The sequence below is a fragment of the Adonisia turfae CCMR0081 genome (assembly GCF_011009555.1).
GTDB lineage: Bacteria > Cyanobacteriota > Cyanobacteriia > Phormidesmidales > Phormidesmidaceae > Leptothoe > Leptothoe turfae.
Genome location: NZ_QXHD01000004.1, coordinates 7,335,607 through 7,359,414 on the forward strand (window position 1 = coordinate 7,335,607; position 23,808 = coordinate 7,359,414).

At 46.1% G+C, this 23,808-nt stretch carries 25 protein-coding genes and 1 pseudogene; 16 read left to right on the forward strand and 10 right to left on the reverse strand.

Going from position 1 to position 23,808, the window contains the following annotated elements; translation table 11 throughout:
* Positions 1–218 precede the first annotated feature (218 nt).
* Positions 219–1,679: a MocR-like pyridoxine biosynthesis transcription factor PdxR gene (gene pdxR / locus DXZ20_RS35245; protein WP_163703152.1), complete on the reverse strand. Its 1,461-nt coding sequence runs from the start codon at positions 1,677–1,679 to the stop codon at positions 219–221.
* A 151-nt stretch (positions 1,680–1,830) separates the two neighbouring features.
* Between pdxR and DXZ20_RS35250 the strand changes: the two genes are divergently transcribed.
* The 4 genes from DXZ20_RS35250 (at position 1,831) to DXZ20_RS35265 (ending at position 5,937) form a co-directional block, all read left to right on the forward strand.
* On the forward strand, positions 1,831–2,499 hold the full coding sequence (locus DXZ20_RS35250; RefSeq protein ID WP_163670659.1) for a M24 family metallopeptidase: 669 nt from the start codon (positions 1,831–1,833) through the stop codon (positions 2,497–2,499).
* Between the two features lie 57 nt (positions 2,500–2,556).
* Complete coding sequence (locus DXZ20_RS35255; RefSeq protein WP_163703153.1) at positions 2,557–3,276, forward strand: MOSC domain-containing protein; 720 nt, start codon at positions 2,557–2,559, stop codon at positions 3,274–3,276.
* Positions 3,277–4,141: 865 nt separating this feature from the next.
* Entirely contained in the window at positions 4,142–5,242 is a 1,101-nt protein-coding gene (locus DXZ20_RS35260; protein WP_163703154.1) for a GmrSD restriction endonuclease domain-containing protein, read from the forward strand.
* Entirely contained in the window at positions 5,239–5,937 is a 699-nt protein-coding gene (locus DXZ20_RS35265) for an MAE_28990/MAE_18760 family HEPN-like nuclease (RefSeq protein WP_163703155.1), read from the forward strand. The genes DXZ20_RS35260 and DXZ20_RS35265 overlap by 4 nt, the downstream gene beginning before the upstream one ends.
* Positions 5,938–5,946: 9 nt before the next feature.
* Here the strand turns inward: DXZ20_RS35265 and DXZ20_RS35270 are convergent, their stop codons facing one another.
* The 3 genes from DXZ20_RS35270 to DXZ20_RS35280 all read right to left on the reverse strand — a co-directional run bounded on the left by DXZ20_RS35270 (position 5,947) and on the right by DXZ20_RS35280 (position 8,450).
* Positions 5,947–6,981, reverse strand: coding sequence for a DNA cytosine methyltransferase (locus tag DXZ20_RS35270; protein WP_163703156.1), 1,035 nt, complete (start codon positions 6,979–6,981; stop codon positions 5,947–5,949).
* Positions 6,982–7,229: 248 nt separating this feature from the next.
* A complete protein-coding gene (locus DXZ20_RS35275) occupies positions 7,230–7,613 on the reverse strand; it encodes an allophanate hydrolase-related protein (RefSeq protein WP_163703157.1) in 384 nt (127 codons plus the stop codon).
* Positions 7,614–7,865: 252 nt separating this feature from the next.
* The gene (locus DXZ20_RS35280) at positions 7,866–8,450 is read right to left on the reverse strand and encodes a TetR/AcrR family transcriptional regulator (protein ID WP_163671134.1); all 585 of its coding nucleotides are present in this window, start codon (positions 8,448–8,450) and stop codon (positions 7,866–7,868) included.
* Between the two features lie 269 nt (positions 8,451–8,719).
* On the opposite strand from DXZ20_RS35280, the gene DXZ20_RS35285 reads away from it, so the two are divergent.
* Entirely contained in the window at positions 8,720–8,944 is a 225-nt protein-coding gene (locus DXZ20_RS35285) for a hypothetical protein (protein WP_163703158.1), read from the forward strand.
* Positions 8,945–8,974: 30 nt separating this feature from the next.
* Here DXZ20_RS35285 and DXZ20_RS35290 read toward each other — a convergent pair whose 3' ends face one another.
* The 3 genes from DXZ20_RS35290 to DXZ20_RS35300 all read right to left on the reverse strand — a co-directional run bounded on the left by DXZ20_RS35290 (position 8,975) and on the right by DXZ20_RS35300 (position 11,158).
* Complete coding sequence (locus DXZ20_RS35290) at positions 8,975–9,550, reverse strand: Uma2 family endonuclease (protein WP_163703159.1); 576 nt, start codon at positions 9,548–9,550, stop codon at positions 8,975–8,977.
* Positions 9,551–9,613: 63 nt separating this feature from the next.
* Positions 9,614–9,850 (reverse strand): WD40 repeat domain-containing protein, encoded by a 237-nt coding sequence (locus DXZ20_RS35295; RefSeq protein ID WP_163703160.1) that lies wholly within the window; start codon positions 9,848–9,850, stop codon positions 9,614–9,616.
* 18 nt (positions 9,851–9,868) lie between these two features.
* Positions 9,869–11,158, reverse strand: a complete 1,290-nt coding sequence (locus DXZ20_RS35300) for an MSMEG_0569 family flavin-dependent oxidoreductase (RefSeq protein WP_163703161.1) — start codon at positions 11,156–11,158, stop codon at positions 9,869–9,871.
* Between the two features lie 329 nt (positions 11,159–11,487).
* On the opposite strand from DXZ20_RS35300, the gene DXZ20_RS35305 reads away from it, so the two are divergent.
* From DXZ20_RS35305 to DXZ20_RS35325, 5 genes are all read left to right on the forward strand, one after another.
* Positions 11,488–11,970: an MSMEG_0572/Sll0783 family nitrogen starvation response protein gene (locus DXZ20_RS35305; RefSeq protein ID WP_006519826.1), complete on the forward strand. Its 483-nt coding sequence runs from the start codon at positions 11,488–11,490 to the stop codon at positions 11,968–11,970.
* A 197-nt stretch (positions 11,971–12,167) separates the two neighbouring features.
* The gene (locus DXZ20_RS35310; RefSeq protein ID WP_163703162.1) at positions 12,168–13,166 is read left to right on the forward strand and encodes a Nit6803 family nitrilase; all 999 of its coding nucleotides are present in this window, start codon (positions 12,168–12,170) and stop codon (positions 13,164–13,166) included.
* 98 nt (positions 13,167–13,264) lie between these two features.
* Complete coding sequence (locus tag DXZ20_RS35315) at positions 13,265–14,347, forward strand: MSMEG_0568 family radical SAM protein (protein WP_163671210.1); 1,083 nt, start codon at positions 13,265–13,267, stop codon at positions 14,345–14,347.
* Between the two features lie 241 nt (positions 14,348–14,588).
* Positions 14,589–15,101 (forward strand): MSMEG_0567/Sll0786 family nitrogen starvation N-acetyltransferase, encoded by a 513-nt coding sequence (locus DXZ20_RS35320; RefSeq protein WP_163703163.1) that lies wholly within the window; start codon positions 14,589–14,591, stop codon positions 15,099–15,101.
* Between the two features lie 196 nt (positions 15,102–15,297).
* The gene (locus tag DXZ20_RS35325; RefSeq protein WP_163703164.1) at positions 15,298–16,296 is read left to right on the forward strand and encodes a sll0787 family AIR synthase-like protein; all 999 of its coding nucleotides are present in this window, start codon (positions 15,298–15,300) and stop codon (positions 16,294–16,296) included.
* Between the two features lie 57 nt (positions 16,297–16,353).
* Here the strand turns inward: DXZ20_RS35325 and DXZ20_RS35330 are convergent, their stop codons facing one another.
* A complete protein-coding gene (locus DXZ20_RS35330) occupies positions 16,354–18,006 on the reverse strand; it encodes a phytoene desaturase family protein (protein WP_163703165.1) in 1,653 nt (550 codons plus the stop codon).
* Between the two features lie 193 nt (positions 18,007–18,199).
* On the opposite strand from DXZ20_RS35330, the gene DXZ20_RS35335 reads away from it, so the two are divergent.
* Together DXZ20_RS35335 and DXZ20_RS35340 are read left to right on the forward strand one after the other, a co-directional pair.
* A complete protein-coding gene (locus tag DXZ20_RS35335) occupies positions 18,200–18,379 on the forward strand; it encodes a hypothetical protein (RefSeq protein ID WP_163671206.1) in 180 nt (59 codons plus the stop codon).
* An 86-nt stretch (positions 18,380–18,465) separates the two neighbouring features.
* The gene (locus DXZ20_RS35340; RefSeq protein ID WP_163703714.1) at positions 18,466–19,146 is read left to right on the forward strand and encodes a response regulator transcription factor; all 681 of its coding nucleotides are present in this window, start codon (positions 18,466–18,468) and stop codon (positions 19,144–19,146) included.
* A 205-nt stretch (positions 19,147–19,351) separates the two neighbouring features.
* Here DXZ20_RS35340 and DXZ20_RS35345 read toward each other — a convergent pair whose 3' ends face one another.
* On the reverse strand, positions 19,352–20,248 hold the full coding sequence (locus DXZ20_RS35345; protein WP_163671205.1) for a LysR family transcriptional regulator: 897 nt from the start codon (positions 20,246–20,248) through the stop codon (positions 19,352–19,354).
* 117 nt (positions 20,249–20,365) lie between these two features.
* On the opposite strand from DXZ20_RS35345, the gene DXZ20_RS35350 reads away from it, so the two are divergent.
* Together DXZ20_RS35350 and DXZ20_RS35355 are read left to right on the forward strand one after the other, a co-directional pair.
* Positions 20,366–21,076, forward strand: a complete 711-nt coding sequence (locus tag DXZ20_RS35350) for an SDR family oxidoreductase (protein WP_163703166.1) — start codon at positions 20,366–20,368, stop codon at positions 21,074–21,076.
* A 97-nt stretch (positions 21,077–21,173) separates the two neighbouring features.
* Positions 21,174–22,616, forward strand: a complete 1,443-nt coding sequence (locus DXZ20_RS35355) for an MATE family efflux transporter (protein ID WP_250566036.1) — start codon at positions 21,174–21,176, stop codon at positions 22,614–22,616.
* 2 nt (positions 22,617–22,618) lie between these two features.
* On the opposite strand, the gene DXZ20_RS35360 is transcribed toward DXZ20_RS35355, so the two are convergent.
* On the reverse strand, positions 22,619–22,765 hold the full coding sequence (locus tag DXZ20_RS35360; RefSeq protein WP_163671203.1) for a transposase family protein: 147 nt from the start codon (positions 22,763–22,765) through the stop codon (positions 22,619–22,621).
* A gap of 68 nt (positions 22,766–22,833) precedes the next feature.
* Here DXZ20_RS35360 and DXZ20_RS35365 point away from each other — a divergent pair.
* Together DXZ20_RS35365 and DXZ20_RS35370 are read left to right on the forward strand one after the other, a co-directional pair.
* A pseudogene (locus DXZ20_RS35365) lies at positions 22,834–23,040 on the forward strand (integrase core domain-containing protein); the annotation flags it as partial.
* A 162-nt stretch (positions 23,041–23,202) separates the two neighbouring features.
* The gene (locus tag DXZ20_RS35370; protein ID WP_163671202.1) at positions 23,203–23,403 is read left to right on the forward strand and encodes a hypothetical protein; all 201 of its coding nucleotides are present in this window, start codon (positions 23,203–23,205) and stop codon (positions 23,401–23,403) included.
* The last annotated feature ends 405 nt before the right edge of the window (positions 23,404–23,808 follow it).

The window sequence follows — 23,808 nt, forward strand, 5'->3', positions numbered from 1 at the left end:
ACCCAACGCCCCAGCCGATTCACCCCCACAAACCCCACATCTATGCAAAGACGACAGTTTATCTATGCGGCGGGGAGCGGCCTGGCTGCCCTGCAATCCCACCCGTTAATGCATCCGGTCTACGCATCCGTCTCTGCTGATCAGTCTTTTCAGTAGCGAATCAGCCGAAGCGATCATATTACAGGCTTCAGAGCTTGCAGCAGATGTGGGGTCTGGCTTCAGGGGAGATTCTTTAGTTGACTAAAGGCCTGGTGAATTTGCTGTTCAGTCACTGTTCCAAATCCGAGAATTAAATGGTCTCTTTCCTGTTTACACTCAGATGAGTAATAATGATGACCGGAAAAAACGTTTACGCCTAGAGCGCGACATTGTTGAACCACCTTGAGGGCAGATTGTTCCGGTGGTAATTTAATCCAAAATTGTAAGCCGCCAGTGGGTGGTTGCCATTGCCAGTGAGGAAAATCTCGGTGTAAATATTGAGCAATTAGATCGCGCTTTTTACGATGATGTACGCGCATACGACGTAAATGATGATCAATGGTGCCAGACTTGAGTAATTCAGCTAACCAAAGCTGTAGAATTAGACTGGTTCCCCCATCCATTTGCCAACGTAAATCCATCAGTTGCTGAATTATTTCCGGGTGAGCGATGATGTATCCGACCCGCAAACCATTAAATAACGTTTTGGAGAATGTCCCTAAATAGATAACCCGCTCATTGTATTCAGCCGCTTTTAATGCTGGTAATGGATGGCGGTTAAAATAAAATTCACTGTCATAATCATCTTCAATAATTAATGCATCTTGTTGACTCGCAAGTTGTAACAGGAGTCCTCTGCGTTCAGGTGATAATGTTACACCGGTAGGAAAATGATGCTCCGGCATCACGTAGTGAAATCGGGCTAAATGGGCCGCCTCAGTGAGACAAATTCCGTCTGTATCGACAGCACAAGGAATGCCTTGAATTCCTTTTTTTATAAAATTTCGAGAGATCGGCAGATATCCTGGAACACCATAACTGAGGCCACCACCATGGGGGGTAAACAATTCAGCGAGTAGATATGAAGAGTGTAACGACCCATTGGTAATAAGAATCTGATTGGGAGAGGTCGTTATACCTCGGTTTGATAAAACATGGTGACAAATAGCGTCTAATAGTTCGGGATGACCGTTATTTTTTTCGTACCCTTGTAAATGGATGGACGCCGTTTGCATCACCGTTTGAAATGCCTTTTGCATGGCTTTCAGGGGTAGTAAATTTGTTTGAGCCAGGCTGGGTGTGAAGCAAATCAAGGATTGCTGTGGGGAGATGCTCTTGTCGTTAAGGGTAGGTTGCCACTCACCCTCAGGGACAGCTGACCTAGGGGTTTTCCCCACGAGCCATTGGGGTAATCCAGTGGTTGTTCTGTGTTCCAGGGGAGCTACATGCAGCAACGCGACATCAGCAACGCTGGTACCTTTGCCCACCTGGCTCTCACAATATCCCTGGGCGCATAGCTCTTCATAGGCCAGAACAACGGTCCGTCGAGCAATGCCGAGTTCTATGGCAAGTTGTCGACTGGGGGGCAATTGAAACCCCCTGGATACATGACCCGCAAGAATAGCTCCACGAATTTGCTCCATAATTTGCAGGTAATAGGGATGATGGGAGCGCTGCCGATCAAGCTGGAGGTGTAACATAATTGGTACACTATTTTTTATTTGAATTGGTCCATTACATGAGTCCAATCTTTTTATAGGATGTAATGTGTCATTCAGCAATAGCTTGTAAGCCTATAGGCCTGAAGGACTTAAGGGCTCATATAACTACGTTTCAAGGGACCGTCATTTTATGCACACCTTAGAACAACAGGTACTCGAAAGAACCCAAGCTAATTTTTCTGAGGATCTATTTTTTGCAAGCCGTGACCGTTCGTTTGAGGCAGTCAGACGGATTTCTCGGCAAATTCAGGTTGGTATGCTGGAAGAAGAAGCCAACGAGATCGCGATCGCAACCCTGCAGGATATGGGTGCTCGCCAAAACTGGCATCAACCCTGTGTACGGTTTGGCCCCAACACCATCAAAACAATTGGGGCAGACTCAGTATCTGGCATTCGCCTGGGAGAAAATGATATTTACTTCATTGATGTGGGTCCAGTTTGGGGAAACTATGAAGGGGCCGCAGGGGATACCTTTGTCACAGGGGAAAATCTGATACTACGGCGCTGTGCTGACGATGTAAAACACATTTTTCAAGCGGTATCAGACAAGTGGAAAATAGATGCCCTGGGGGGGGATAGCCTCTATAAATTTGCACAAGATACTGCCCATCAGATGGGTTGGGTGTTAAATATGGATTTAAGTGGTCATCGCCTGGGAGACTTTCCCCATGATGTTTACTATAAAGGCGGTCTCGCGGATATTTCCTTTTGTCCGTCATCTAAGTTGTGGGTACTAGAGATTCAAATTCGTCACCCTCATAGAGCATTTGGTGCATTTTATGAAGATCTTCTCATTTGATGCCATCATTTGACACCATTAGTGCCGCCGTCAAATAATATAGCCACCACAAGGCCTATGAGCTTAGTAGAGACGCCCTACCTAACGTCAATACAGGTAGGTTTGGTTAAAAAGTTAGGGGTTAAAAATGCATCTGACCCCATGGATCGACCCTGGTCAACTGGCTTCTTTAAAGAGCCGGTTGAGGCGTCTATTTGGTTGGGTAAAACCAATTTAGAGGGAGACAGACAGGCTGACTTACGTCACCATGGTGGGCCTGAAAAAGCCGTTTTGGCCTATGCGGCTGAGCATTATCCTGATTGGCGACAACAGCTGATGAATCCAGCATTGCCCTATGGGGCATTCGGAGAGAATTTTACAGTGGTTGGCCAAACGGAATCATCGGTTTGTATTGGTGATACCTATGGGGTAGGAGACGCTATTGTGCAGGTCTCTCAACCTCGTCAACCCTGTTGGAAACTGTCACGGCGATGGCGCATTAAAGATCTTGCCCTGCAGGTGCAACGCACAGGTAAAACGGGTTGGTATTTTCGAGTGTTACAAGAGGGGTATGTTACTCCTAAGCAGCCGCTTGTTTTAATCAATCGTCCCTATCCTCAATGGACGGTGATGCGGGCGAATGAAACGATGCATCATCGTACTACTAGCCGTGACCAGGTGGCTGAACTGGCTGAACTGCCACTGCTGGCTGCAAACTGGCAGCGGACTCTGACCAATCGTGCTAGTCGAGGTATTAGGGTGGATACAAAACCTCGGTTGATCGGTGAAAATGAATAGTGGATTAGTGGTCTGTTGCGCTTAACTAATCACCCCATCACTCATCCCCCCATCTATAGCCCCAAACTGAGTCTTTATTTTTGTGCAGTCCCCTAAGCTAGTGTTTCTCCTATAGAGAGGGATGAAATGGGGAAACTTTAAAAAACTAATGCAGTAGCATGCCGGTGAGGGGTATCTGCCTCTTTTGAGAAGAACTATATTTGAGATTACAACTTTGTTTATCTATCCGGTCATTATATTTCTGTTGAAAGACTCTGGTATTGGGCATGATTAAGTAGGTCAGTCCAATCTTTTATAAAATACAAGCAAGCTGTTTAACTTTTGTGAGGTTGCCCCCAACCTCCAATTCTGTAGGGTTTGACTTTGGTCTCCCCGACTCGCCCCCTCGACTTGAGCTCGGGCCGAAAGCTGAGTGCTCGCCGAACGTCCAGAATTGGAGGACGGAAGGGGGCCTCGATATCTAATAGCTAATTGGAACTACCTACTTAGTAAAGCATTGATAGTGTTATGTACTTGGTGGATATCGCAGAGAAAATTACAGCAACAACAGATTTTTGAGATTGGTTTAGTGACAGTTGGGGCGTCTATGCTGAGTGTAAAGTCTTGTCATGCTGATTAGCGTTTGAGCTGTCTAACTACAAATAACTTATTGTGCCAATTCCTTTTGAGCAGAACTCTGGCTACAGCACCATATTAGCCAGTTAGCTACATCCCAGCTATTTCTAGTCCCACCCTTAAAGGCAGCAAAGTGCATATGCTTTATACTGACTCAGTACATCACTTAGCAGCTAGAATCATACTTGCAAAGTAATAGTCTGAAACTTTCAGGCATAGCGATTACCCTCTGCCAACCTTGGAGAGTCAAATGCATAGAGCAGTAAACTCACAGCAGCCTACGGATATTACTGATGAATACAAGGAAGCCGCAGAGGCAGAAATACGTGAGAAGCGAAGGCCTGTAGACTACGACACCAAGGAATATCCTGTTGAGATTTTAGTACAAAAATATCTTGATGGGCACGAAGATGATACTAATGAATTGTTTATCCCAGACTACCAAAGAGAGATGGCTTGGGATGATAAACGACAGTCAAAATTTATTGAGTCGGTACTTTTAGGTTTACCTATCCCATATATTTTCGTTGCAGATATTCCAGATGAAGAAGATGAAGGAAATGAAGGTCGTTTAGAAATTATAGATGGCACTCAGCGAATAAGGACTTTAGCTAGGTTTTTAAAAAACGATTTAAAACTAGACAATCTCGAAAAACTCAAAAAATTGAATAACTTCAGATTTAGCGATTTACCTCTTCCCCGTCAAAGACGCTTTAAAAGAACTACTCTTCGAATGATTCAGTTAACAGAAAAAGCAGATGAAGCTATCCGAAGAGATATGTTTGAGCGAATAAATACGGGCAGTGTCGCCTTAAATGAGATGGAGAAGCGTATAGGAATACAGCGTGGTCCATTCTTAGAGTTTATTGAGGAATTATCAGGGAATCCTAGATTTCGTAAGTTGTGTCCATTTTCACAGGCTTTAGTTGATAGACGTGAGCCACAAGAATTTGTGTTGAGATTTTTTGCTTACTTAAATAACTACAAAAAATTTAAGCGCCATGTAAATAAATTTCTTAATGAATATTTAGAAAGTAATAATAATGATAAATTTCCAAAATCAAGTATGAAAACAGAATTTGAAGCCATGCTGATTTTTGTAGAAAAGTACTTCCCAAATGGATTTAGTAAAGGTAAGAAACATAAGACTACTCCTCGTATTAGATTTGAAGCTATTGCTGTAGGTACTGCACTTGCTTTAAGAGAGAACCCTCATTTAGAGCCAGCCTCAATGGATTGGTTCGACTCACCAAAGTTTAGGGAATACACAACCTCCGATGCAAGTAATTCTAGACCTAAGGTAGAACGTCGTATTGAATACGTTCGTGACCACCTCCTTGGAAATCTATGACTAGTCTAGTATTTCAAGACTTCAACGAACGCTCTAAGGAAGTAAGTAAATATTTCATTTTTCTCAAGAGCTTAGAGCAAGCTACAACCAAACTCAGTATGAATGATAAGGATGATAATCCCAAAATTAGGGAAGTTGATAGTGAGTTACTGAAAACCTTGAAAGCTAGTGCTTTTCTACTTCTATACAACTTGATAGAAGCAACCATGAGAAATGCAATAGAGGCAATCTTTGATGAGCTGAGTGCTAGAGGCATCTCCTATGATCAAATCAGACCTGAACTTAAGAAAATTGTTCTTAAAAATCTAAAGAAACGTAATCCTGACAGAATGTTTTCCAGCATAAATATAATAGCTGTTGATATTATTGCTGCTGGCTTTGATAAAAGTGATCTCTTCTCAGGTAATCTTGATGCCTCGAAAATAAGAAAGACTGCAAGTGAATATGGATTTTCACATCAGACTGATTATTCAAGAACTGGAAATGGCAGTGATTTGCTGACTGTAAAAACGAATAGAAATGACCTCGCTCACGGATTCAAATCGTTTACAGAAGTAGGAAGAGATAAAACAGCAGATGAACTTTTGGATATCAAGAATAAAGCTATTAGATATTTAAAGCAAATACTAGTCAATATTGAGCAGTATCTTTCTAGTCAAGAATATTTAGATATATCAGGCTCTGGGGGGATTTAAAGATATGTATTAAGCATTAACATGCATTAGTATGCTTTGTGCAATAGCTTCGCCTAGTTTAACAGGTACAGCGTTACCAATCATTTTCCCTACACGTTCAAATATGATAGGTTCATCAGGCTCTACAAACTCATAATTAGCCGGGAATGTCTGTAGTAAAGCTGCCTCTCTAAGAGATATAGCCCGATCTTGTTCCGGATGTCCAAATCGACCATTACCAAACCCGAAACACTGTGTCGTAATTGTCGGACTAGGCTGATCCCATTCCATACGACCATATACTCCTGGATAGGTCCTGCCACTACTTTTGGTATGACACTTTGCTACTAGATCTTCACTCCAATCCCGCCAAGTACCACCAGGTTTTGAAGCGCGGATACGTCGTAGATTGAGCTCGGATAAATTGCTACTACGATGTAGTCGATCTATTTGAGATGATTGCCCTGCAACAAGAGGCTCAAGATGTGCAATAGTTTTGCCAACTGTTTCATATGTCTCTGGACTATGGGTGGGCTCCATCAGGTTAATTTCTCCAAGCTTTGATGCTAGCAACACTAATCTTTTTCGAGTTTGTGGCACACCATAGTCTTGACAACTCACTTCATAAATAGTGCAAAAGTAGTTTGATTCTTGAAGATGTTCAACAAACTCTTTGAACACTGAATGATGTTTTAGCTGGAGTACATTTTCCATTGAGACTATTTCTGGTTCACATTCTCGAATGAGGCGACTAAAGTCTCGCAACAGTTTCCATTTTGTACCTTTGTTGGTGTAGCGTCTCGAATAAGTTGAAAAAGGTTGGCATGGTGCACATCCAGCTAAAACTCTAATGCTGCTGTTATACAAAGACTCTGTTAGGTCTTTACCGCTAACCTGCTCTACATCTTTAAGAACAAATCGAGCCCTTGTATTTCGCTCATAAGGAAATTGGCATATGGGATCGATATCATAGCCAACCTCTACTGGAAGACCTGCCTGTTCAAATCCATAAGTCAAACCTCCAGCACCGCAGAATAAGTCAACTGTAGATATGCTATCAACCATTCACACTTCAACCAATAATTTGCTTAAGCAAGCTAAGCATAGTAGCACACTTGTTGCTGGTCTACAAAAAACTGATAAATTCCTACATATTAGCTAGCTATAGCTCAGGCTTCAGTCTGTCCTCCAGCGATAAGCATTTAAATCCTGAATATCTGAGTTCTAATCTTTCACATACGAGAATTTAGTCTCAAATACTCCTTGAGTAGGACTAGCATCAAATTCAGCATAAACACATGCTCAAATAAGACTCAGTTAGCGTCCTGATAAGCCCGCCAGCCACCGAATTCTGTAATTTCCTTTTTCCCTGCCACCGTCAACGGTTCTCCAATCACGCCTAACACCTCTTCGCCATCGTGGAGCTTCACCTTCCCAATGGCCAGCCCCGGCGGTTCCTGGGAAAGGATAACACCCAAACCTGCCAGGGGCACCTGCCATACTTCAACAGCTACAGCAACGCCCCCTGAGCTGACCTTGATCATGGCTGGATATTTGTCATCTATGGACCAGATGCGATAAGCGGGTTCTGTTTGAGCGTCGCGTTCAAAGGTGGCGTTGACGTTGAGAAGGTTGGGGTTAAGTTCAAGTCCCCGCATCAGAGTGCCATTGACAGCAAGCTTGATGGTTTCGGTCATAGGTTTCAGAGAGAAGCAATTATTTAGGCGATAAATGTCTAAGGAGCAAGCCATCAATAAATTCCAAACGTAACTGTGGAAGAGACGTTCCATAGAACGTCTGTACATCCAACTAATTTGGCAGTTAATTGATTTTATTTCCTAAAGTGTAAAAATTCTCCCATCGCTAGCTCTCCATTAGAGAAAAATATGTAGAGGCTTGGCGGAACAGGGATTTGCACCAAAGGGTACGTGATTATTACCTATCAAATTCTACAGTGCATTTTTTAATGCCTGCCGTGCGATATTAAAGCCTCGCTTGAGCCGGGCCTGATTTCGATGTAACTTGCTCATCAACATTGCCCCTTCAATGGCCGTGATGATTTGTTCAGCCAGGTGCTCTGGATTAATATCATCCCTGAGTTGAGGTTTAGCCTGACGCAACGTTTGGGCTATGGCCCCTTCCCATTTGCTAAATACCTGCATTAGATGGTCGCGAAATGAGGGATCCTGCTCCACCAGGTCAACAATCAAATTACCGAGTAAACAGCCACCGCATTTGGGCGCTTTCATTTGCTTTTCTTCTAGTCGATCTAAAATCCAGAAGACTTGCTTGATCGGATCCTCACTATGGGAGATAGCAGGTTCTAATACATCGGCCTGGAGCTGAGACCATTCAAAGTCAATCAGGGCATGACCCAGCTCATGTTTTGACTGAAAATAGTTATAGAAACTACCCGATGATGCGCCGCTAACTTCAAACAGTTTACTTAACCCTGTCGCTGTCAGTCCCTGACGATGAACTGTGCTGACAATTGATTTCAAAATGTCCTCACGGGTCCGTTTCAGGTTAGCCATTGTAGCTTTGGAAGATGAGCTTCAGGGTGACAAGCCTACTTAGTATATCTTTTAGCCTTATGATTTTTGGGCAATTGGACACTGTTTGCAACTAGCAAAATTATGGTCATATAGTTTAGCTACATGACTTGGGTGGATGAATGTGTATAAAACCTAAGGGTGGTTAACCATTTACTTGTCTACATCCAAGCCCAGGAAATTGTGGCATTAGTTTCTGGCGGCCTATTTATCGGTTATTTAAGCCTGACGAACCGCTTGTAAGCGAGGATTTGAAAGATTTTTATGTTCGCCGAGATGATAGCCCGGTAGATAGCTTGGTTAATTTAGCAGAAACCAATAAACTGCTGGGTGAGATGTACCTAGCTTGGGCACATCAACAAGAACCCAACGCAGATATCAAAGCCAAAGAGTTTTTAACTGCTAGCCTATCTCTTTATCAAGAGCTGGACATATCCTCAAAAGCAACTGAAGTCGAACAGCTCCTAACCCAGTAAACTATGCCCAGGAATCCACAATTTCAGAAATCAGGAACCCTTAACCTCTAAAACGAACCCAGGTAGAACATCTTCTCCTGAGATCGTAGTCGGACACTTTATGATCTCAACGGCTTGCCCTGGTCGATAAATCTCAACAGTTTTTCCTTGGGGATTAATCAACCAACCAAGGCGCAAACCACTATCAAGATACTCTTGCATTTTTTTCTGAAGTGGTTTCAACCGGTCAGTTTCAGACCGCAGTTCAATCACAAAGTCAGGACAAATGGGAGGAAATTTTGTTTGCTGCTCTGGCGTCAACGCATTCCATCGCTCTAACGTAATCCAGGCTGCATCTGGAGACCGATCACCCCCATTGGGTAGGTTAAACACTGTGGAGGAACTGAATACTTCTCCTAAACCCGTTTGACGATTCCAAATACCCAAATCGATAATATAGTTAGCTTCCTGCCGACCACTTTCACCACCGACTGGGGACATAATAATTAACTTTCCTGTCGAACTCCGCTCCATGACAACATCTCTGTTTGCCATGCATAGTCTGTAGAACTGCTCATGGCTCAGCTCCTCGACTAACGGTTCTAAATTGAGATTGATGGCAGTCATTACAGGCGAGCCGAGCTATCCTTACCCCCATATTGTAAGCGGTCAAAACTATTTTCTGAGTAATCAATGGTAAGCGGCCCCTGAGCGGGGCCGAAGGGGCCGCTCAGGGGCCGTTTTTGGCTGAGCGGAGTCGTCGTTGGCTGAGCAGAGTCGTCGTTTTAGGGGTTGTTGTAAGGAGGTTGCACTTTTCCATAGGCAGAGTTGACCATCTTGGGCCGTTGAGGCCAGTAGTCGGGTGGTGGGATGGAATGCGATCGCAACCACCGATTTATCATGTTCATGGGCATCGTCACTATCCACAAAGAATGTCTGATTAATTTATGAACCTAATGCAACTTCATTGATATTGCTGTTCAAATGTCGGGGTAACACTCTATTCTTCAACGCGATGCAATCTGCCAAATAGGTTGCATCACGAGCAATGCCCGAAAAGCGCCCCGACCCCCAGGTGTATAACCAGGGCAATCCTAAGAAATAGAGACCTTGGATAGTCGTAACTCCACGCTCATGACCCGGGTACCCTTTGCCATCAAATACAGGAATATCTACCCAGCTAAAATTCGTATGATACCCAGTAGACCAAATAACTGTGGAGATTTTTGCTGTTACCAAATCCAAAGATAAAAGACTCGTTTGAGGTTGCCAAACGGCTTGATAAGGAGGATCAATGGGCGCATCAAGCCGATGCTTTTCGATATAGCTGTCAATAGTCTGCTTAATACTTTCAGCCACAGCATCTGCTTGATCGAGATTGTGGCCGAGATCATCCTGAAATTCTAAGGAATCACCTTGGATATGCTTGAGTTTGCCGTGGAGTTTCATGCCTTCTAGGGCAAATTGTCGTAGATCAATCTCACGTCCGCCGCCTCGCCCTGTTACATAATGGTTTGTTTTGGTGCGGACAGACTCTTTCTGGGGATGCTCGTCAATGGACATGTCGTAATAACCCATCTGATCTAGCCAGTCCACCACATCCTTACCTCGATATCTTCGAGGTGAACGGGGTGCACCGCCAACACATAGATGCACCTGTCTGCCAGACAGGTGTAAATCTTCTGCGATTTGGCAGCCTGACTGGCCTGTACCGACGACTAACACAGCTCCCTCTGGTAAAGTCTCAGAATTCTTATACTCAGAAGAATGTAATTGGGTCACACTCGACGGCAGCCGCTCAGCCATCCTAGGCATTTTAGGCGTGTGATAACCGCCCGTGGCAACCACAACTTGGTCTGCAATGTAGTGACCGATAGAGGTCTCTATCTCAAATACGTTTTCCGGCTTACTGATTTTCGAAACAGTGACACCCTCTTTAATCAGGGGCTTGAAAGATTTAGCATAATCTTCAATATATTGAACAATTTCGTCCCGTTGCATAAAGCCATTCGGGTCATTGCCAGGGTATGGATAGCCAGGTAACAGACACTGCCAGTTAGGTGTTACTAGGCAAAATGTATCCCATCGCTTCGAGCGCCAGGAGTGAGCGATTCTGTTCTTCTCAAAAATAATATGGTCAATGCCGTGTTGCTTCAGACAATAACTAATAGACAGACCAGCTTGGCCTCCACCAACAATAGCAACGGGAAAATGTGAACTAGTGAGTGCCCGCATAAATTCAGTCCCTGAAGACAATGGGTTACAGTTCAACCATAAAAATCAGCACTGGAATCCCCTGTAGCAACAGATACTAAAACCTGAAATCTCGGCTTATGGTCAGGCGTTAACGATAAATCCCCTGTCTAAAGACGCATAAAATTCACACCGACATCCTTTGACCTGCACTTTTGAACAGGAGACTGTCCTTTGGAAATATCTCTCATGGAAATAAATTGATTTAGCTGTCTCATTTGTCAGGCTTACTGACTTTGTAACAACAGATACGAGAATGGTGACTGAGACCTTTTAAGCTGCTGACAAATTCATATTGGGAGCAGCGTCAGATGCCTGAAGTAACTACTCCAGCTCATAAGGCCGGTGATTTTTTTGTTGACTATGAAGAGAAGGTATTTCCTGATGTTCAAGCAGAACCTGGAGAGAAAGCACTGGTCGCATTTCACACAGTTGCCTTCGAAGGGTCTATTGGTTTAGTTAACTTATTGCAGGCAACTCGTCTGATCCGTAAGGGCTTTGAAACATCGGTTCTGCTTTATGGTCCTGGTGTTACGTTAGGGGTGCAGCGCGGTTTTCCCAAGATTGGAGATGAGGCTTTTCCTGGGCACCTGGCCATGAATAATCAACTGGTGAAGGTCATGGAAGAGGGTGGTAAAGTCTATGCCTGCCGATTTGCCTTGCAGGCGCTATATGGCCATGGTGAGCCTTCTTTAATCCCTGGCATTACGCCCATTAATCCTTTGGATGTCTTGGACATTATCTTGATGCACCGTAAGGATGGGGCGTTTGTTCTCGATACTTGGACCATGTAAAAAGGCACTAGTACTCTGTGGCGTAAGTTGGCCCACTATCAAATGGGGATGAGTCGATGGGCGGATGAAATAACTGCCAAGTTTCTGCTATCGGGTACTATGTAGTAGGTATTGGGTGTCAGTTTTGTCTAACACCTATTACCTACTGTCTAACACTCTAAAATGATGTTGAAAATCCTGTGGGGGAGAAAGTATCTATGGACTATTCTCGAGCCGTAAGAGCAGCTGCGGTACAGATTTCACCTGTATTGCATAGCTGTGAAGGTACATTGGGAAAAGTCTTGAAGGCCATTGATGACGCTGCCCGTGAGGGGGCTAATCTAATTGTCTTTCCGGAAACGTTTGTCCCCTACTATCCATACTTTTCATTTGTGCTGCCCCCCGTGCTGATGGGCAAAGAGCATATGAAGCTTTACGAAGAGGCTGTTGAGGTGCCTGGGCCGGTCACTGAGGCGGTGAGCCGTGCCGCTCGTAACCATGAGATGGTCATTGTGCTGGGGGTAAATGAGCGGGATAAGGGGTCTCTTTACAACACTCAGTTAATTTTTGATGCAGATGGTACCTGTCTGCTTAAACGACGCAAAATCACGCCTACTTACCATGAACGCATGGTTTGGGGGCAGGGGGATGGGTCTGGTTTACAGGTGTGCGATACGGCGGTTGGTCGGGTCGGGGCCCTGGCTTGTTGGGAACATTACAACCCGCTGGCCCGATATAGTTTAATGGCCAACCATGAACAGATTCACTGTGCTCAGTTTCCTGGCTCCATGGTAGGAGAGGTTTTTGCAAACCAGACTGAGGTAACGCTTCGCCACCATGCGCTGGAGTCTGCCTGTTTTGTGGTCAATGCTACGGGGTGGTTAACGCCTGATCAAGTGAGTGAGATTGCTCCCAGTGAAGCGTTGGAGAAAGTTTTGCGGGGTGGCTGCTATACCACCATTATTAGTCCGGAAGGGGTGCCGTTGTGTGAACCGATTCGGGAAGGAGAGGGGATTGCGATCGCAGATCTAGACTTTTCCCTAATCACCAAACGTAAGCGCATGATGGACTCAGTCGGCCACTACGCCCGTCCTGATTTATTACAGCTAACCGTTAATAAAACTCCGTATTCTGTTGTATCCCCAGGGAGTATGACTCAAGAACTTCTCCCCGGTGAGCCAGATTCTTTGCCCGCACTAGAGGAAACACCTGAATAGAAGAGTACCCTCGGGAAGCCACCCTTCTTCACATAGTTCTCCTCATTCCCTTTTCCCCATTTATCAATCCTTTAGATTCTCCTTTTACTTCTTCCACCATGAATTCACAGCAGGTGATTACCGAGCTTCAGACCAAGGGCCTCAACTTGGTTACCGATACCGTTGGTGCATCGGGCCGTAAAGGAGGAGCGGGTCCATCCGACCATAAGGCAGTCACCATTGGTGAAACCACCTTTATGGTTCCGGTGTATACGGATGGTGCAGCCCAGTCACCCTATGGTGTGGATTGTGAGTCTGGTAAGTCTGTTCTCACTAAGGATGATCAGGTGATCACCGAGTTAGATTTTCCAGAACAGCCTCGGTTTTATGATCTACAAACTGTTGACGGCATTCCCTATTGGAAGATTGCTCTGCTCCACAGTCGCAATGTTCTGGCTACAACAGTTCTCCAAACCTGCATCCGCTATGAGAATCGGAAAACAGCCTGTCAGTTTTGCGCCATTGGTGAATCGTTAGCCGCCGATCGCACCATTGCTCAAAAAACACCCGCGCAACTGGCTGAGGTCGCTGAAGCCGCTGTCCGTTTGGACGGAGTGGAGAACATGATTATGACCACAGGCACCCCTAACACAACCGATCGCGGTGCGGCCTATCTAACCGAATGTGCCCAGGCGATTCGTGCCCGTGTAAATCTTCCCATTCAAGCCCAGTGTGAGCCCCCCAATGATTTTATCTGGTTTGATCGCATGCGTGCAGCAGGCATCGACAGTTTAGGCATGCACCTAGAAGCGGCAGACCCCGAGGTGCGCGCTAAGATTATGCCGGGTAAAGCCAAAGTACCTCTTTCCTATTATTTCAAAGCGTTTGAAGCAGCCACCAAAGTCTTTGGTCGCGGTCAGGTCAGCACCTATTTGTTGGCTGGACTGGGGGATAGCCAAGAGACATTACTGGAGGTCAGCGAACGGCTGATAGATATCGGTGTTTATCCCTTTGTTGTTCCCTTTGTTCCCATTGGGGGCACGCCATTGGCTGACCATAAGCCTCCCAGCAGTGAGTTTATGTATGACCTGTATCAGGGCATTGGGCGAATGCTGAAGCAGGCGAATCTGTTATCCAGTGAGATGAAGGCGGGCTGCGCTAAATGTGGGGCTTGTTCGGCGTTGTCTTTGTTTGAGAGTTAAAGAATTTATGGGCCAATAATGGTCTACCGACGTCAGAGGCTTGGCGGTACCTGATTCCCCTTAATAAGGAGAACCAGTAGGGAGGGGGGTATCAACAACTGGCGTTATCGGTCGAGATCCCGTCGCCTACGTCACCTACCCTAAAGCCCAAAGGGCATGCGCTAAAGCGTAGCGTCAGGGGAGGAGGTTCTCAGAAATAATTTCACCATTGGAATTATGTTCATACAAATTTTTCAAAGCCATGAAAAAACGTACGTATAGTTTTCAACTTGCCCTTTCTAAACCAGATATTGCCAACTATTTCAACCTGCGGCAACAGATTTTCTGTGAAGAGCAAGGTCTATTCCAGGGGCATGATCGCGATTCCATTGACAATACGTCGTACCCCATTGTGGCCATTGCCCACACGCCCGACCAGCCTGACCAGGTTGTCGGTGTGGTGCGTATCTATGAGGAGAAACCTCGGCTTTGGTATGGTGGGCGTTTAGGTGTGCATCCAGACTTTCGGCGGGTGGGTCGCATTGGTAAAGGATTGATTCAAAAGGCAGTAACAACAGCGAATACTTGGGGGTGCGATCGCTTCCTCGCCACCGTTCAACTGCAAAACGTGCGTTTCTTCACCCGCCTCCATTGGCATAGCCTGGAGGAAATTGAAATCCTGGGACACCCCCACCATCTGATGGAAGCTGATTTGGAATATTATCCTGCTACGGATCAGCCTCGTCCAGAATTACCTCTTGCGCAGGTGGCTTAAGGGGGAGTTGTAGAGTGTTAGACTTGACGCTTGTTCCCCCCAGAATTTGGGAAACCCCAGTATGCCTAATGGGGATAACACAGATACTTCCACCCACAAAAGGCGGGCTTCCAGTTGATATAGCTTTTTCGGGAAAATGCCTAAGTATCCCTAACCCGCCTTCTCCCTGGGGAGAAGGGGGCGGGGGATGAAGGCCATGCAACCCACTACACCTAAACCCGATCAACCCAGCCTATCTACCCTGGTTAACTCCCTCCAGGAATCTGTCAGTATCCTCAACAAACGGGATATCCAAACAGCTGCCACAGCCATTGGGCAATATGTGCAAACGGCTGCCGGAGAACCTCTTCGCTTAGGCGATGACTGTGCGGCCATCCCCGATGGCGATGGTTATCTGCTGCTGGCTGCCGAAGGTCTGTGGCCCCAGCTAGTCACCCAAGACCCTTGGTTTGCGGGCTGGTGTGCCATTATGGTCAACATTTCGGATGTTGCATCCATGGGAGGGACACCCATCGCCGTAGTGGATACACTTTGGAGTCAATCTGTCACCGCCTGCACTCCTTTGTGGAAGGGAATGCAGGCGGCTGCCCGTGCGTATAATGTGCCTATTGTTGGCGGGCATACCAACTGCCATAGCCCCTACGATGGTCTTGCCGTTGCCATATTGGGGCGCGCACAGCGGCTAATCACCAGTTTTGATGCACAACCCGGCGATGATGTGGTCATGGTGGTAAACATGGCGGGCAGTTACTACGAGACCTATCCGTTTTGGAATGCTGCAACAACGGCTGAGCCTGCGATGCTGCGACAACAGATAGCCTTACTCCCTGAGCTGGCGAGCGCTGAGTTGTGCACCGCAGGTAAGGATATCAGCATGGGCGGTCTGGTGGGTACCCTGCTAATGCTGGCTGAATCGTCAGGGGTGGGGGCTACCTTGAACCTGGATTTGGTACCGCACCCACCGAACGTTGCCTGGGAGAAATGGCTCACGAGTTTTCCTAGCTTTGGTTTTCTTTTTACTGTGCTACCTGAGCGTCTTGCCCAGGTCAAGAAACTGTTTCAGCCCCATGGGTTAACGTGTAAGGCTGTTGGCAAGGTGACAACGGGGTCTCAAATCATTCTGCAGCAGGCGGGAGAGCAAGAGCTGTTTTGGGATATGGTTTATCCATTAACAGGGTTTGGACAACGTGAATAATTAGGGGGATTATCTAAATTGCCAGCCTGCAGAACTATGAATCGTAGAACTTTTGATCTACGTTCCTAAACGCATTGTGTGTGATGTTTCTGTAAGGCCATTCTCTTTATGCCCCTGGGCCTTGGCCGCCTTTGCAAATACCTGAGCCATAGATATCCCATCAGGCAAGTGACTGGTCGTCAAAACTGCTCCCATCATTGAGCCAGCAATACCCATCATACAAACATCACTGCCGGTCATATATAGCCCTGGCACCGGTGTTTTGATCTTGGTCCAGCCTCGGTTTTTGGCTGCAAATCGTTCTGCGTGCATGGGTAATCCGTATATTCCACCTTGGGGATGATCTGTGAAATGTTCATTAGTGAGAGGTGTGGATACTTCGCAGTAGTCCACGAGATCTGAGAACCCTGGATAATGTTGTTCAACCATGTCTAGCAAAACGTTCTGGATACGTTGCTTGAGGGCATTGTAATTGTTATCTCGATGTAACCAAGGCTGATCGCGCCAGGCGGCAAAGCTAGCGTAATCGGCAGAGGCGATCAATTCGGCTGTGTGTTTTTTGGCATGGGAATTTTTCAGCGATGGAAACGACAGATATACCTGAAGCGGCTGACCCGTATGAATCCAGCTCCCCTTTTGTTGTTCCACAGCCCCATGGTCAAAAGTATCGTAAATCCAATGGTTTTCGCCCTTGAAACCTAACCGCCGTGGATCATCTTTGAAACCGATGTATACAGACACATTTGTGGCTGGTGGATGCGCTTCCACAAATTGTTGCAGAGATTCTCGAAATGGAATGGGATAGTTGTCTGGAATGAACTTGAAGTAGGTGTTATAGGCACCAGCATTAGATACGACTGTAGGTGCATAATAGTCTTCAAATGTCTCTTCTTTTGCTTTCAAATTACGCACCCGCACCCCAGCAGCCTTGTCACCGTCAAGCAAAATTTCGGTAACTTCTCGGCTCACCAATACGTTGCCACCCTTAGCTTCAACTACCTGCTGTACGCTGTTAGCAATGGTGCCAGATCCGCCTACAGGATAATAGCCTCCGTTGAGATAGTGGTTAACAATCGTGGCATGGAGGGCAAAGGGACTGTCTGCTGGTGACAGACCATAGTCTAACCATTGAGAGGCGAGCAATGCTTTCAGTTGGGGATCTTGAAAGTGTTGATCTAGATAGTCTTGAGTTGTCAGATTGAGACTAGTTCCATGCCAGAGTTTTGCCACTTCACCGACTACTTTGAACAGAAAAGCACTGTTGTGTTTGGCCGCATCGAGAAACAATGCTGCAGCTGCTTTAGGAATATCCTTAAAGTACTGACGAATTGCCTGGGATTCTTTTGGAAATCGCTTGGTGAGATCAGCTTGAAACTGCTTAGGGTCACCATAGAGGTCGAAACTGAACTCGGGATAGACAAATTTTTCAAAGGGCTCTGGCATCTTTTGCCACTGCACCTGTTGGTTCGTAATCAGGTCAAACAAATTACGAACTTCAGAGCCTGCTTCCATTTGCCCAACATAGTGCAGACCTGGATCCCAACTAAACCCTTTACGCTGGAACGTGTGGGTAAAACCACCTGGGACAAAATGGCGCTCTAGAATCAGCACACGCTTATTGCGTAGCTGGGCCATTAAACTAGCCACGGTTAACGCACCAATACCAGAGCCAATCAAGATTAGGTCGTAGTTTTTGCGTGTAGTTTTCATGGTGACCTCCAACGGTCAAATTGGTGATGATTGCGATCGCAAAATGAAGAGAATGATCAGAGTATCGACGCAGCGTTGAATAAACTTTGCCCATTAAGGCCATCCATAATCGACCCCCAAAATAAGGCTATAACATCAATGTTGACATCGACAACATAAACTTAGCTCTAAATGTTTCTGTTGTCAACATCCGATGACGCCGGAGGATGCCCAAGCCCTGACCCAAGAAGTCCAGGCTCAAAAAGAACAGATCGAAACCTTATGGCAAGAGCAAGAGACCCTAACCCATGAAGCCTATGGACGGGCTCAGATATTGGAAAAGACTGTGGATGATGTACGCCTTACTAAACCGTTTAGTACAATGAAATTTTGAGATAGAATATTTAGACATGATTGATCAAGTGATCTCTAAGGCTTTAGACTACTTGCCTCAAGTTTTGAATTTTAGTTGTAATCATGATGAAACGTGTTTTAGTTGCGGACGATGCTCCTGGAGTTACCCACTTTTTGGAAAAGGGGTTGCAGGCCAATGGCTATGAAACAGCTGTTGTTCATAATGGCGAAGATGCGATCGAAGCCGTCTTAAATAGACCGTTTGATCTCATGATTCTTGATCTGGAACTGCCCATGAAGCATGGCATTACTGTGCTCGATGAGATACGAAGACAGGGAATACCACTCTCGGTGATTGTGCTTTCTTCTCATCACGGCATCAATCATAAAGTCACCAGTTTTAATCATGGTGCAGATGATTACATCACCAAACCATTCCAGTTTGCGGAATTGCTCGCCCGTGTTCGAGCCCGTCTACATAATGTGCATGTTGCTCAAAGTCGCCCCAGTAGCCCCCTGACTTTTCTGAGCTTTAAGGGGATAGAGTTAAATTTACGCACCCGAGAAGTGCGAGTTAATGGGAATGCTGTTCAGCTTTCTAGTAGAGAATTTTTGCTGGCTGAAGCATTTGTACGTAATCCAGGGCAAATTATGAGCCGAGAAAAACTACTGGATGACGTTTGGGGCTATACCTACGATCCGGGCTCCAATATTGTTGATGTCTATGTGGGCTATCTAAGGAAAAAGCTGGGTCGTCATTTGATCGAGACCATTAGGGGAACAGGTTACCGCTTTACGTATGAATAAGCTCTAGACAGATTTCTTAGCCATCCTCGTCTGATTGTCATAACGCCATCTGGCGATTGTCAGACCCATGGAGCCAGTTTTTCTTCAGGTCATTGTCTCAAATCATAAATCACTTTTACCGATAAGAACTACACGTGTAATTCACACTGTGCTTCATTTTTATGTATCGACCTGTGCGATCGCCCTAAAAACACAGTGAATGATTTTAAGAAACAGTACAGTGAGTGCTCAAAAACTCAAGAAATACCTGCACCCGAGGAGATAAATTACGACGGTGGGTGAAAACAGCCTGGGTTGCTAATCCCGGTGGCAGCTGTTCAAAAAAGAGCGACACTAACTGTCCGGTTTTTAACTCTTCTTTTACATGGAAACTCAGCATACGGACAATGCCAAGGTCGCTTAATGCTGCATTTTTCAGAGATTCACCACTGTCAGAATTAAAGGAACTCCGGACGGGAATTATTTGCCAAACACCATCAATGAGAAATTCCCAGGGAAGGGGTTGCCCGTTAAAGAGATAGCGCATGCAGTTATGTTGCACCAGGTCCTTTGGTGTGGCGGGGTTGCCATACTTTTGTAAATAGCCGGGGGACGCACATAAAATAAACTGCGCATAGCCCAGGTGTCTGCGGATGAGGCTAGAGTCTTCCAGGTCCCCCAGTCGAATCGCCACATCAATGCCCTCAGCCACTAAATCCACCAGTCGCTCAGTTAATTGCAAATTCACCTGAATTTCTGGATATTCTTTCAAGAAGATAGGCAGTCGCTGCATTAAAAACCGTTGCCCAAAATCGAGGGATGCACTAACCGTTAGTTTGCCTCGGGGACGACCGCCCGAGATAACGCTGTCGTTAGCATCCTCCAGTTCCTGTAGCAGTCGTGCTACCCGATCGTAGTAAGTCGTTCCCTCGGCGGTCAGACTTAGTGATCGGGTAGTGCGCTGCAATAGTCGTATACCTAACCGATCTTCTAGCTTGGCCACCCGCTTACTAATGGCGGAAGGGGTCGTGCCTAACGAACGCGCAGCGGCACTAAAGCTTCCCACATCAACACTTTCAACAAAGGCGATTAGCTCCGGCAGCTGGTTAAAAACACTTAGCATTTATTCCCCGTGGGCACAGGTGATATGCCTGCCTATGGACTTCTCTTCTAGAAAAGCACAGATTAAGGTGGAAATAATGCTGTGTTAGGCCAAAAACAGTTAGTGAGGTTGACAACAATGGGGGACAAAGTCGTAATTGTGACGGCGGCTAGCCGGGGCATTGGTGCCGGTTGTGCCAAAGAGTTGGCAGCCCAGGGGTACAACGTTTCTCTGTTGGCCCGTTCAGCGTCTGTTTTAGATCTGGCAGAATCTCTGCAGGGCATTGGGGTCCAGGGTTCTCTGTCGAGTGCAGCTGATTTGGAAACCCTTGTAAAAAGCACATTGGACCAGTGGGGGCGTATTGATGGGGTAGTTATGAGCTTTGGTGATCCGCCTCGGCCTGATTTGCTGGAGATTTCAGATCAAATGTGGCTTGATCATTTTGAAATGTTATTTCTCAGCGTTGTTCGTCTGGCTCGATTGGTGACAGAGCCCATGCGACGGCAGGGGGGTGGGGCCATGGTGACGATTTCTGCCTGTGACTCCCACGAACCATCATTGGGAACCCCCTTTAGCGGTACCCTGCGGACCGCGATGGAAGGCTTTACCAAGCTGTATGCCAAACGGTATCGGTGCGATCGCATTCGCATCAACTCCATTGCCCCCTTCTTTGTGGCCGATGATATGGCCGAACTAGAAGGCTGGAATGTGCCAGACGACCTGATGTGGGGCCGACCTGCCACCTACCAAGAGCTGGCCAAAGCCGTTGCCTTTTTGCTCTCAGACGATGCCAAGTTTATTTCAGGTACCACCCTCAAAGTAGATGAGGCCTATTCTGCGGCGATTTAACCTCTGAGTTCTATGGCTTTGATGGAACCGTTGCAAGCCATAGATATTGATAGCCGCCTGAAGTCTTTACAGTGGTTTTATTGAAACGCTTTTTACCATGACCTTCCCCATAACAATTCGTCAGAATGCTCTGCGTTCTGAAATAAAGGAGTTTTTCAACTTAGCCGTTCCCCTAATCAGCGCCCAGGTGGCACAATCCGCTACTGGTTTTGCCGACACCATCATGATGGGTCGCATGGGGCCAGATGTCTTAGCAGCCGGGGGATTGGCCGCCATTATCTACATTGTGGTTATGACCGCCTTCACCGGTGTGGTGATGGGGGTTAGTCCTTTGGTAGCCCAAGCCTTTGGGGCTGAACAGAGAGGCAGAATTCAACAGGTATCTCGTCAGGGTCTATGGTTGGCATTACTGGTGGCCATACCAGCCATGGCGTTCACTGGTCATTTGGGTGTTTGGATGCTTCGCAGTGGTCAAGACCCAGTTGTTGTTGAACTGGCCGACACTTATCTCAAGATTATCCTGTGGAGCTTTTTGCCCATGGCAGGGTTTACGGCTCTACGCTCAACAGTGTCTGCCTTGTCCCACGCTAAGCCTATTATGGTCACTATTGTAGTGGGTACCCTGTTCAACATTGTTGCCAACTATATATTGGGGTTTGGAAAATTAGGCTTGCCCGCCATGGGATTGTCAGGTCTAGCCTTAGCCACCATGCTCACCTGGTGGGGAATGTTTATTGCTCTTGCACTGTATGTGCGTCTGCATCCTGCTGTTCGACAGTATCAGATTCTCCATACCTTACACTGGCCTAAACTGCGAGTACTCAAAAAGCTAGTTTGGGTGGGTGTGCCTATTGGCATTTTTTCTGGCTTGGAGTCAGGATTCTTTCTAACCATTATGTTGTTAATGGGTCGCTTGGGAACCGATGCACTGGCAGCTCATCAGGTGGTGCTGCAAACCATTGTGGTGGTATTTATGGTGCCACTAGGGATTTCTTTTGCCACCACAGTTCGCATAGGGCAGTGGTTTGGCAAGCGAGATTTAGCAGGTATGCAACAGGCTACCTGGGTAAGTCTGGGGCTGACGACGGTTTCGATGACCGTTGGGTCGTTAGCATTTTTGTTGTTCCCCAAACAGCTGATTAGCATCTATTTAGATGTGAATAGCCCTGAGAATGCAGGCATTGTGACGTTGGCAATGCCGTTGCTGACGATTGCGGCGATCACGATGGTGTTGGATGGTTTGCAAAAGGCTGTGTACGGTGCACTACAGGGGCTGCAAGATACCCGAGTACCGATGGCGCTAAATGTGCTGGGCTTTTGGGGTGTGGGTCTATCGGTGAGCTATGGTCTAGGGTTTCAGCTAGAGCTGGGTAGTCGGGGGCTATGGATTGGGCAGTCGGTTGCGATCGCTGCAGTTGCTGTGCTCTTTAGCTTTCGCCTATACCAGATCTTCGATGGGCTTAAAAATGGCTTAATCCTGCCACCTATCTATTCAGAAAAAATGGAAAACTACTCAACTACTCAACAATCAATCCACTAATACTATCTATCCATCCCACAAATCACCGCACAAATCGTGAGGCCAATAATATCGAGCAGACGATGCTCCACCAGGTACTCAACTCGGGGATCTTCAAGGGCTCTGCAATGCTCAAGCAGGGTAACTGAATTCTCAACTGGGGCAGGCATAGGGCATGAGCTCAGGAGGATGCCCCTTGATATTCCCATTCCGAGTATGCGTTTGCCCTAATCAAGGTCTTGAGGAACTACAAAATAATGTGGATGAATGGATAGAGTATTACAATTGGGAACGCCCCCATTCAGGTCGATATTGCTACGGCAAGACACCAATACAAACCTTTCTCGATAGTGCGCATTTAGCAAACGAAAAACAATTAGATCAATACGGAGAAAAGAGTGTAAAAAATCAAACACAACCTGATACATCTCTAAGTGTCAGATAACCTCCCTCTGTCAGATGAAGTTTGATCTATTACAAGTTAGGTAATGTTAAGTCAAGGTCTTTCCCAGTAAGCTGTCATTCCCTGAAGTGTGACGGCTTTGTAATATCTAGGGTGCTCTATCGATAAAAACTGTATTTGTTCCAATGTGATTGGTTAAAACGGATGGACTATGTAGCTACCGAGAAGTTTTCAATCTTTGACAAAGGTGCCCCTATCAAATTGATCCAAGAACGTTGGGTTAAGCGAAAACAAGCATGGTATGTCGATATCGAACATCTTCATACCTACATAACGGTTTCTGTACCTAAAGAGCGCTTTGAGGAGAAAACTATTCGTTCAACAGAAAACCTTTCTGGTCAGTAATTTATCGACTGGCTGATGCATTGTGCAACACAAAAGTTGCTAGTTCCAAAAGTCTGGCTTTGTCATATCTGGGGTGCCATACAAGTAACAATCTCACTGGAGACATTCAATGAAGCAATACACCCTGATCATGTATCTACCTAACAGAAAGACAAATACAGTCAGTATCTGGGCTAATAATGATGAATTTATAGGGAACAGACGTTCTACCTCTTATGCAGCTCACTTACTATTGTTATACGGACAGAACAGATAAAAACGGTGTTAGGAGTGTTTCGTACGACGACATTCAGAATCCTGAAAATAGCTGGACTCGGATGTATGGCCCTGATGGAACTGAGTGGGTCCCCGGAAATGAGTATAGGGTTCCAAGCAGACCTTTGGGCACAGTCTATAGCTTTGGTA

Excerpts from the sequence above, each read along its gene's own strand:
- DXZ20_RS35290 (WP_163703159.1), bottom strand. The coding sequence starts at position 9,550 with ATGACTGCCATCAATCTCAATTTAGAACCGTTAGTCGAGGAGCTGAGC.
- DXZ20_RS35360 (WP_163671203.1), bottom strand. The coding sequence starts at position 22,765 with ATGCCTGCCCCAGTTGAGAATTCAGTTACCCTGCTTGAGCATTGCAGA.
- DXZ20_RS35335 (WP_163671206.1), top strand. The coding sequence starts at position 18,200 with ATGACGCCGGAGGATGCCCAAGCCCTGACCCAAGAAGTCCAGGCTCAA.
- DXZ20_RS35300 (WP_163703161.1), bottom strand. The coding sequence starts at position 11,158 with ATGCGGGCACTCACTAGTTCACATTTTCCCGTTGCTATTGTTGGTGGA.
- DXZ20_RS35345 (WP_163671205.1), bottom strand. The coding sequence starts at position 20,248 with ATGCTAAGTGTTTTTAACCAGCTGCCGGAGCTAATCGCCTTTGTTGAA.
- DXZ20_RS35330 (WP_163703165.1), bottom strand. The coding sequence starts at position 18,006 with ATGAAAACTACACGCAAAAACTACGACCTAATCTTGATTGGCTCTGGT.
- DXZ20_RS35270 (WP_163703156.1), bottom strand. The coding sequence starts at position 6,981 with ATGGTTGATAGCATATCTACAGTTGACTTATTCTGCGGTGCTGGAGGT.
- DXZ20_RS35350 (WP_163703166.1), top strand. The coding sequence starts at position 20,366 with ATGGGGGACAAAGTCGTAATTGTGACGGCGGCTAGCCGGGGCATTGGT.
- DXZ20_RS35305 (WP_006519826.1), top strand. The coding sequence starts at position 11,488 with ATGCCTGAAGTAACTACTCCAGCTCATAAGGCCGGTGATTTTTTTGTT.
- DXZ20_RS35255 (WP_163703153.1), top strand. The coding sequence starts at position 2,557 with ATGAGCTTAGTAGAGACGCCCTACCTAACGTCAATACAGGTAGGTTTG.
- pdxR (WP_163703152.1), bottom strand. The coding sequence starts at position 1,679 with ATGTTACACCTCCAGCTTGATCGGCAGCGCTCCCATCATCCCTATTAC.
- DXZ20_RS35310 (WP_163703162.1), top strand. The coding sequence starts at position 12,168 with ATGGACTATTCTCGAGCCGTAAGAGCAGCTGCGGTACAGATTTCACCT.
- DXZ20_RS35265 (WP_163703155.1), top strand. The coding sequence starts at position 5,239 with ATGACTAGTCTAGTATTTCAAGACTTCAACGAACGCTCTAAGGAAGTA.
- DXZ20_RS35355 (WP_250566036.1), top strand. The coding sequence starts at position 21,174 with ATGACCTTCCCCATAACAATTCGTCAGAATGCTCTGCGTTCTGAAATA.
- DXZ20_RS35320 (WP_163703163.1), top strand. The coding sequence starts at position 14,589 with ATGAAAAAACGTACGTATAGTTTTCAACTTGCCCTTTCTAAACCAGAT.
- DXZ20_RS35250 (WP_163670659.1), top strand. The coding sequence starts at position 1,831 with ATGCACACCTTAGAACAACAGGTACTCGAAAGAACCCAAGCTAATTTT.
- DXZ20_RS35340 (WP_163703714.1), top strand. The coding sequence starts at position 18,466 with ATGAAACGTGTTTTAGTTGCGGACGATGCTCCTGGAGTTACCCACTTT.
- DXZ20_RS35275 (WP_163703157.1), bottom strand. The coding sequence starts at position 7,613 with ATGACCGAAACCATCAAGCTTGCTGTCAATGGCACTCTGATGCGGGGA.
- DXZ20_RS35315 (WP_163671210.1), top strand. The coding sequence starts at position 13,265 with ATGAATTCACAGCAGGTGATTACCGAGCTTCAGACCAAGGGCCTCAAC.
- DXZ20_RS35280 (WP_163671134.1), bottom strand. The coding sequence starts at position 8,450 with ATGGCTAACCTGAAACGGACCCGTGAGGACATTTTGAAATCAATTGTC.
- DXZ20_RS35325 (WP_163703164.1), top strand. The coding sequence starts at position 15,298 with ATGCAACCCACTACACCTAAACCCGATCAACCCAGCCTATCTACCCTG.
- DXZ20_RS35260 (WP_163703154.1), top strand. The coding sequence starts at position 4,142 with ATGCATAGAGCAGTAAACTCACAGCAGCCTACGGATATTACTGATGAA.
- DXZ20_RS35370 (WP_163671202.1), top strand. The coding sequence starts at position 23,203 with ATGGACTATGTAGCTACCGAGAAGTTTTCAATCTTTGACAAAGGTGCC.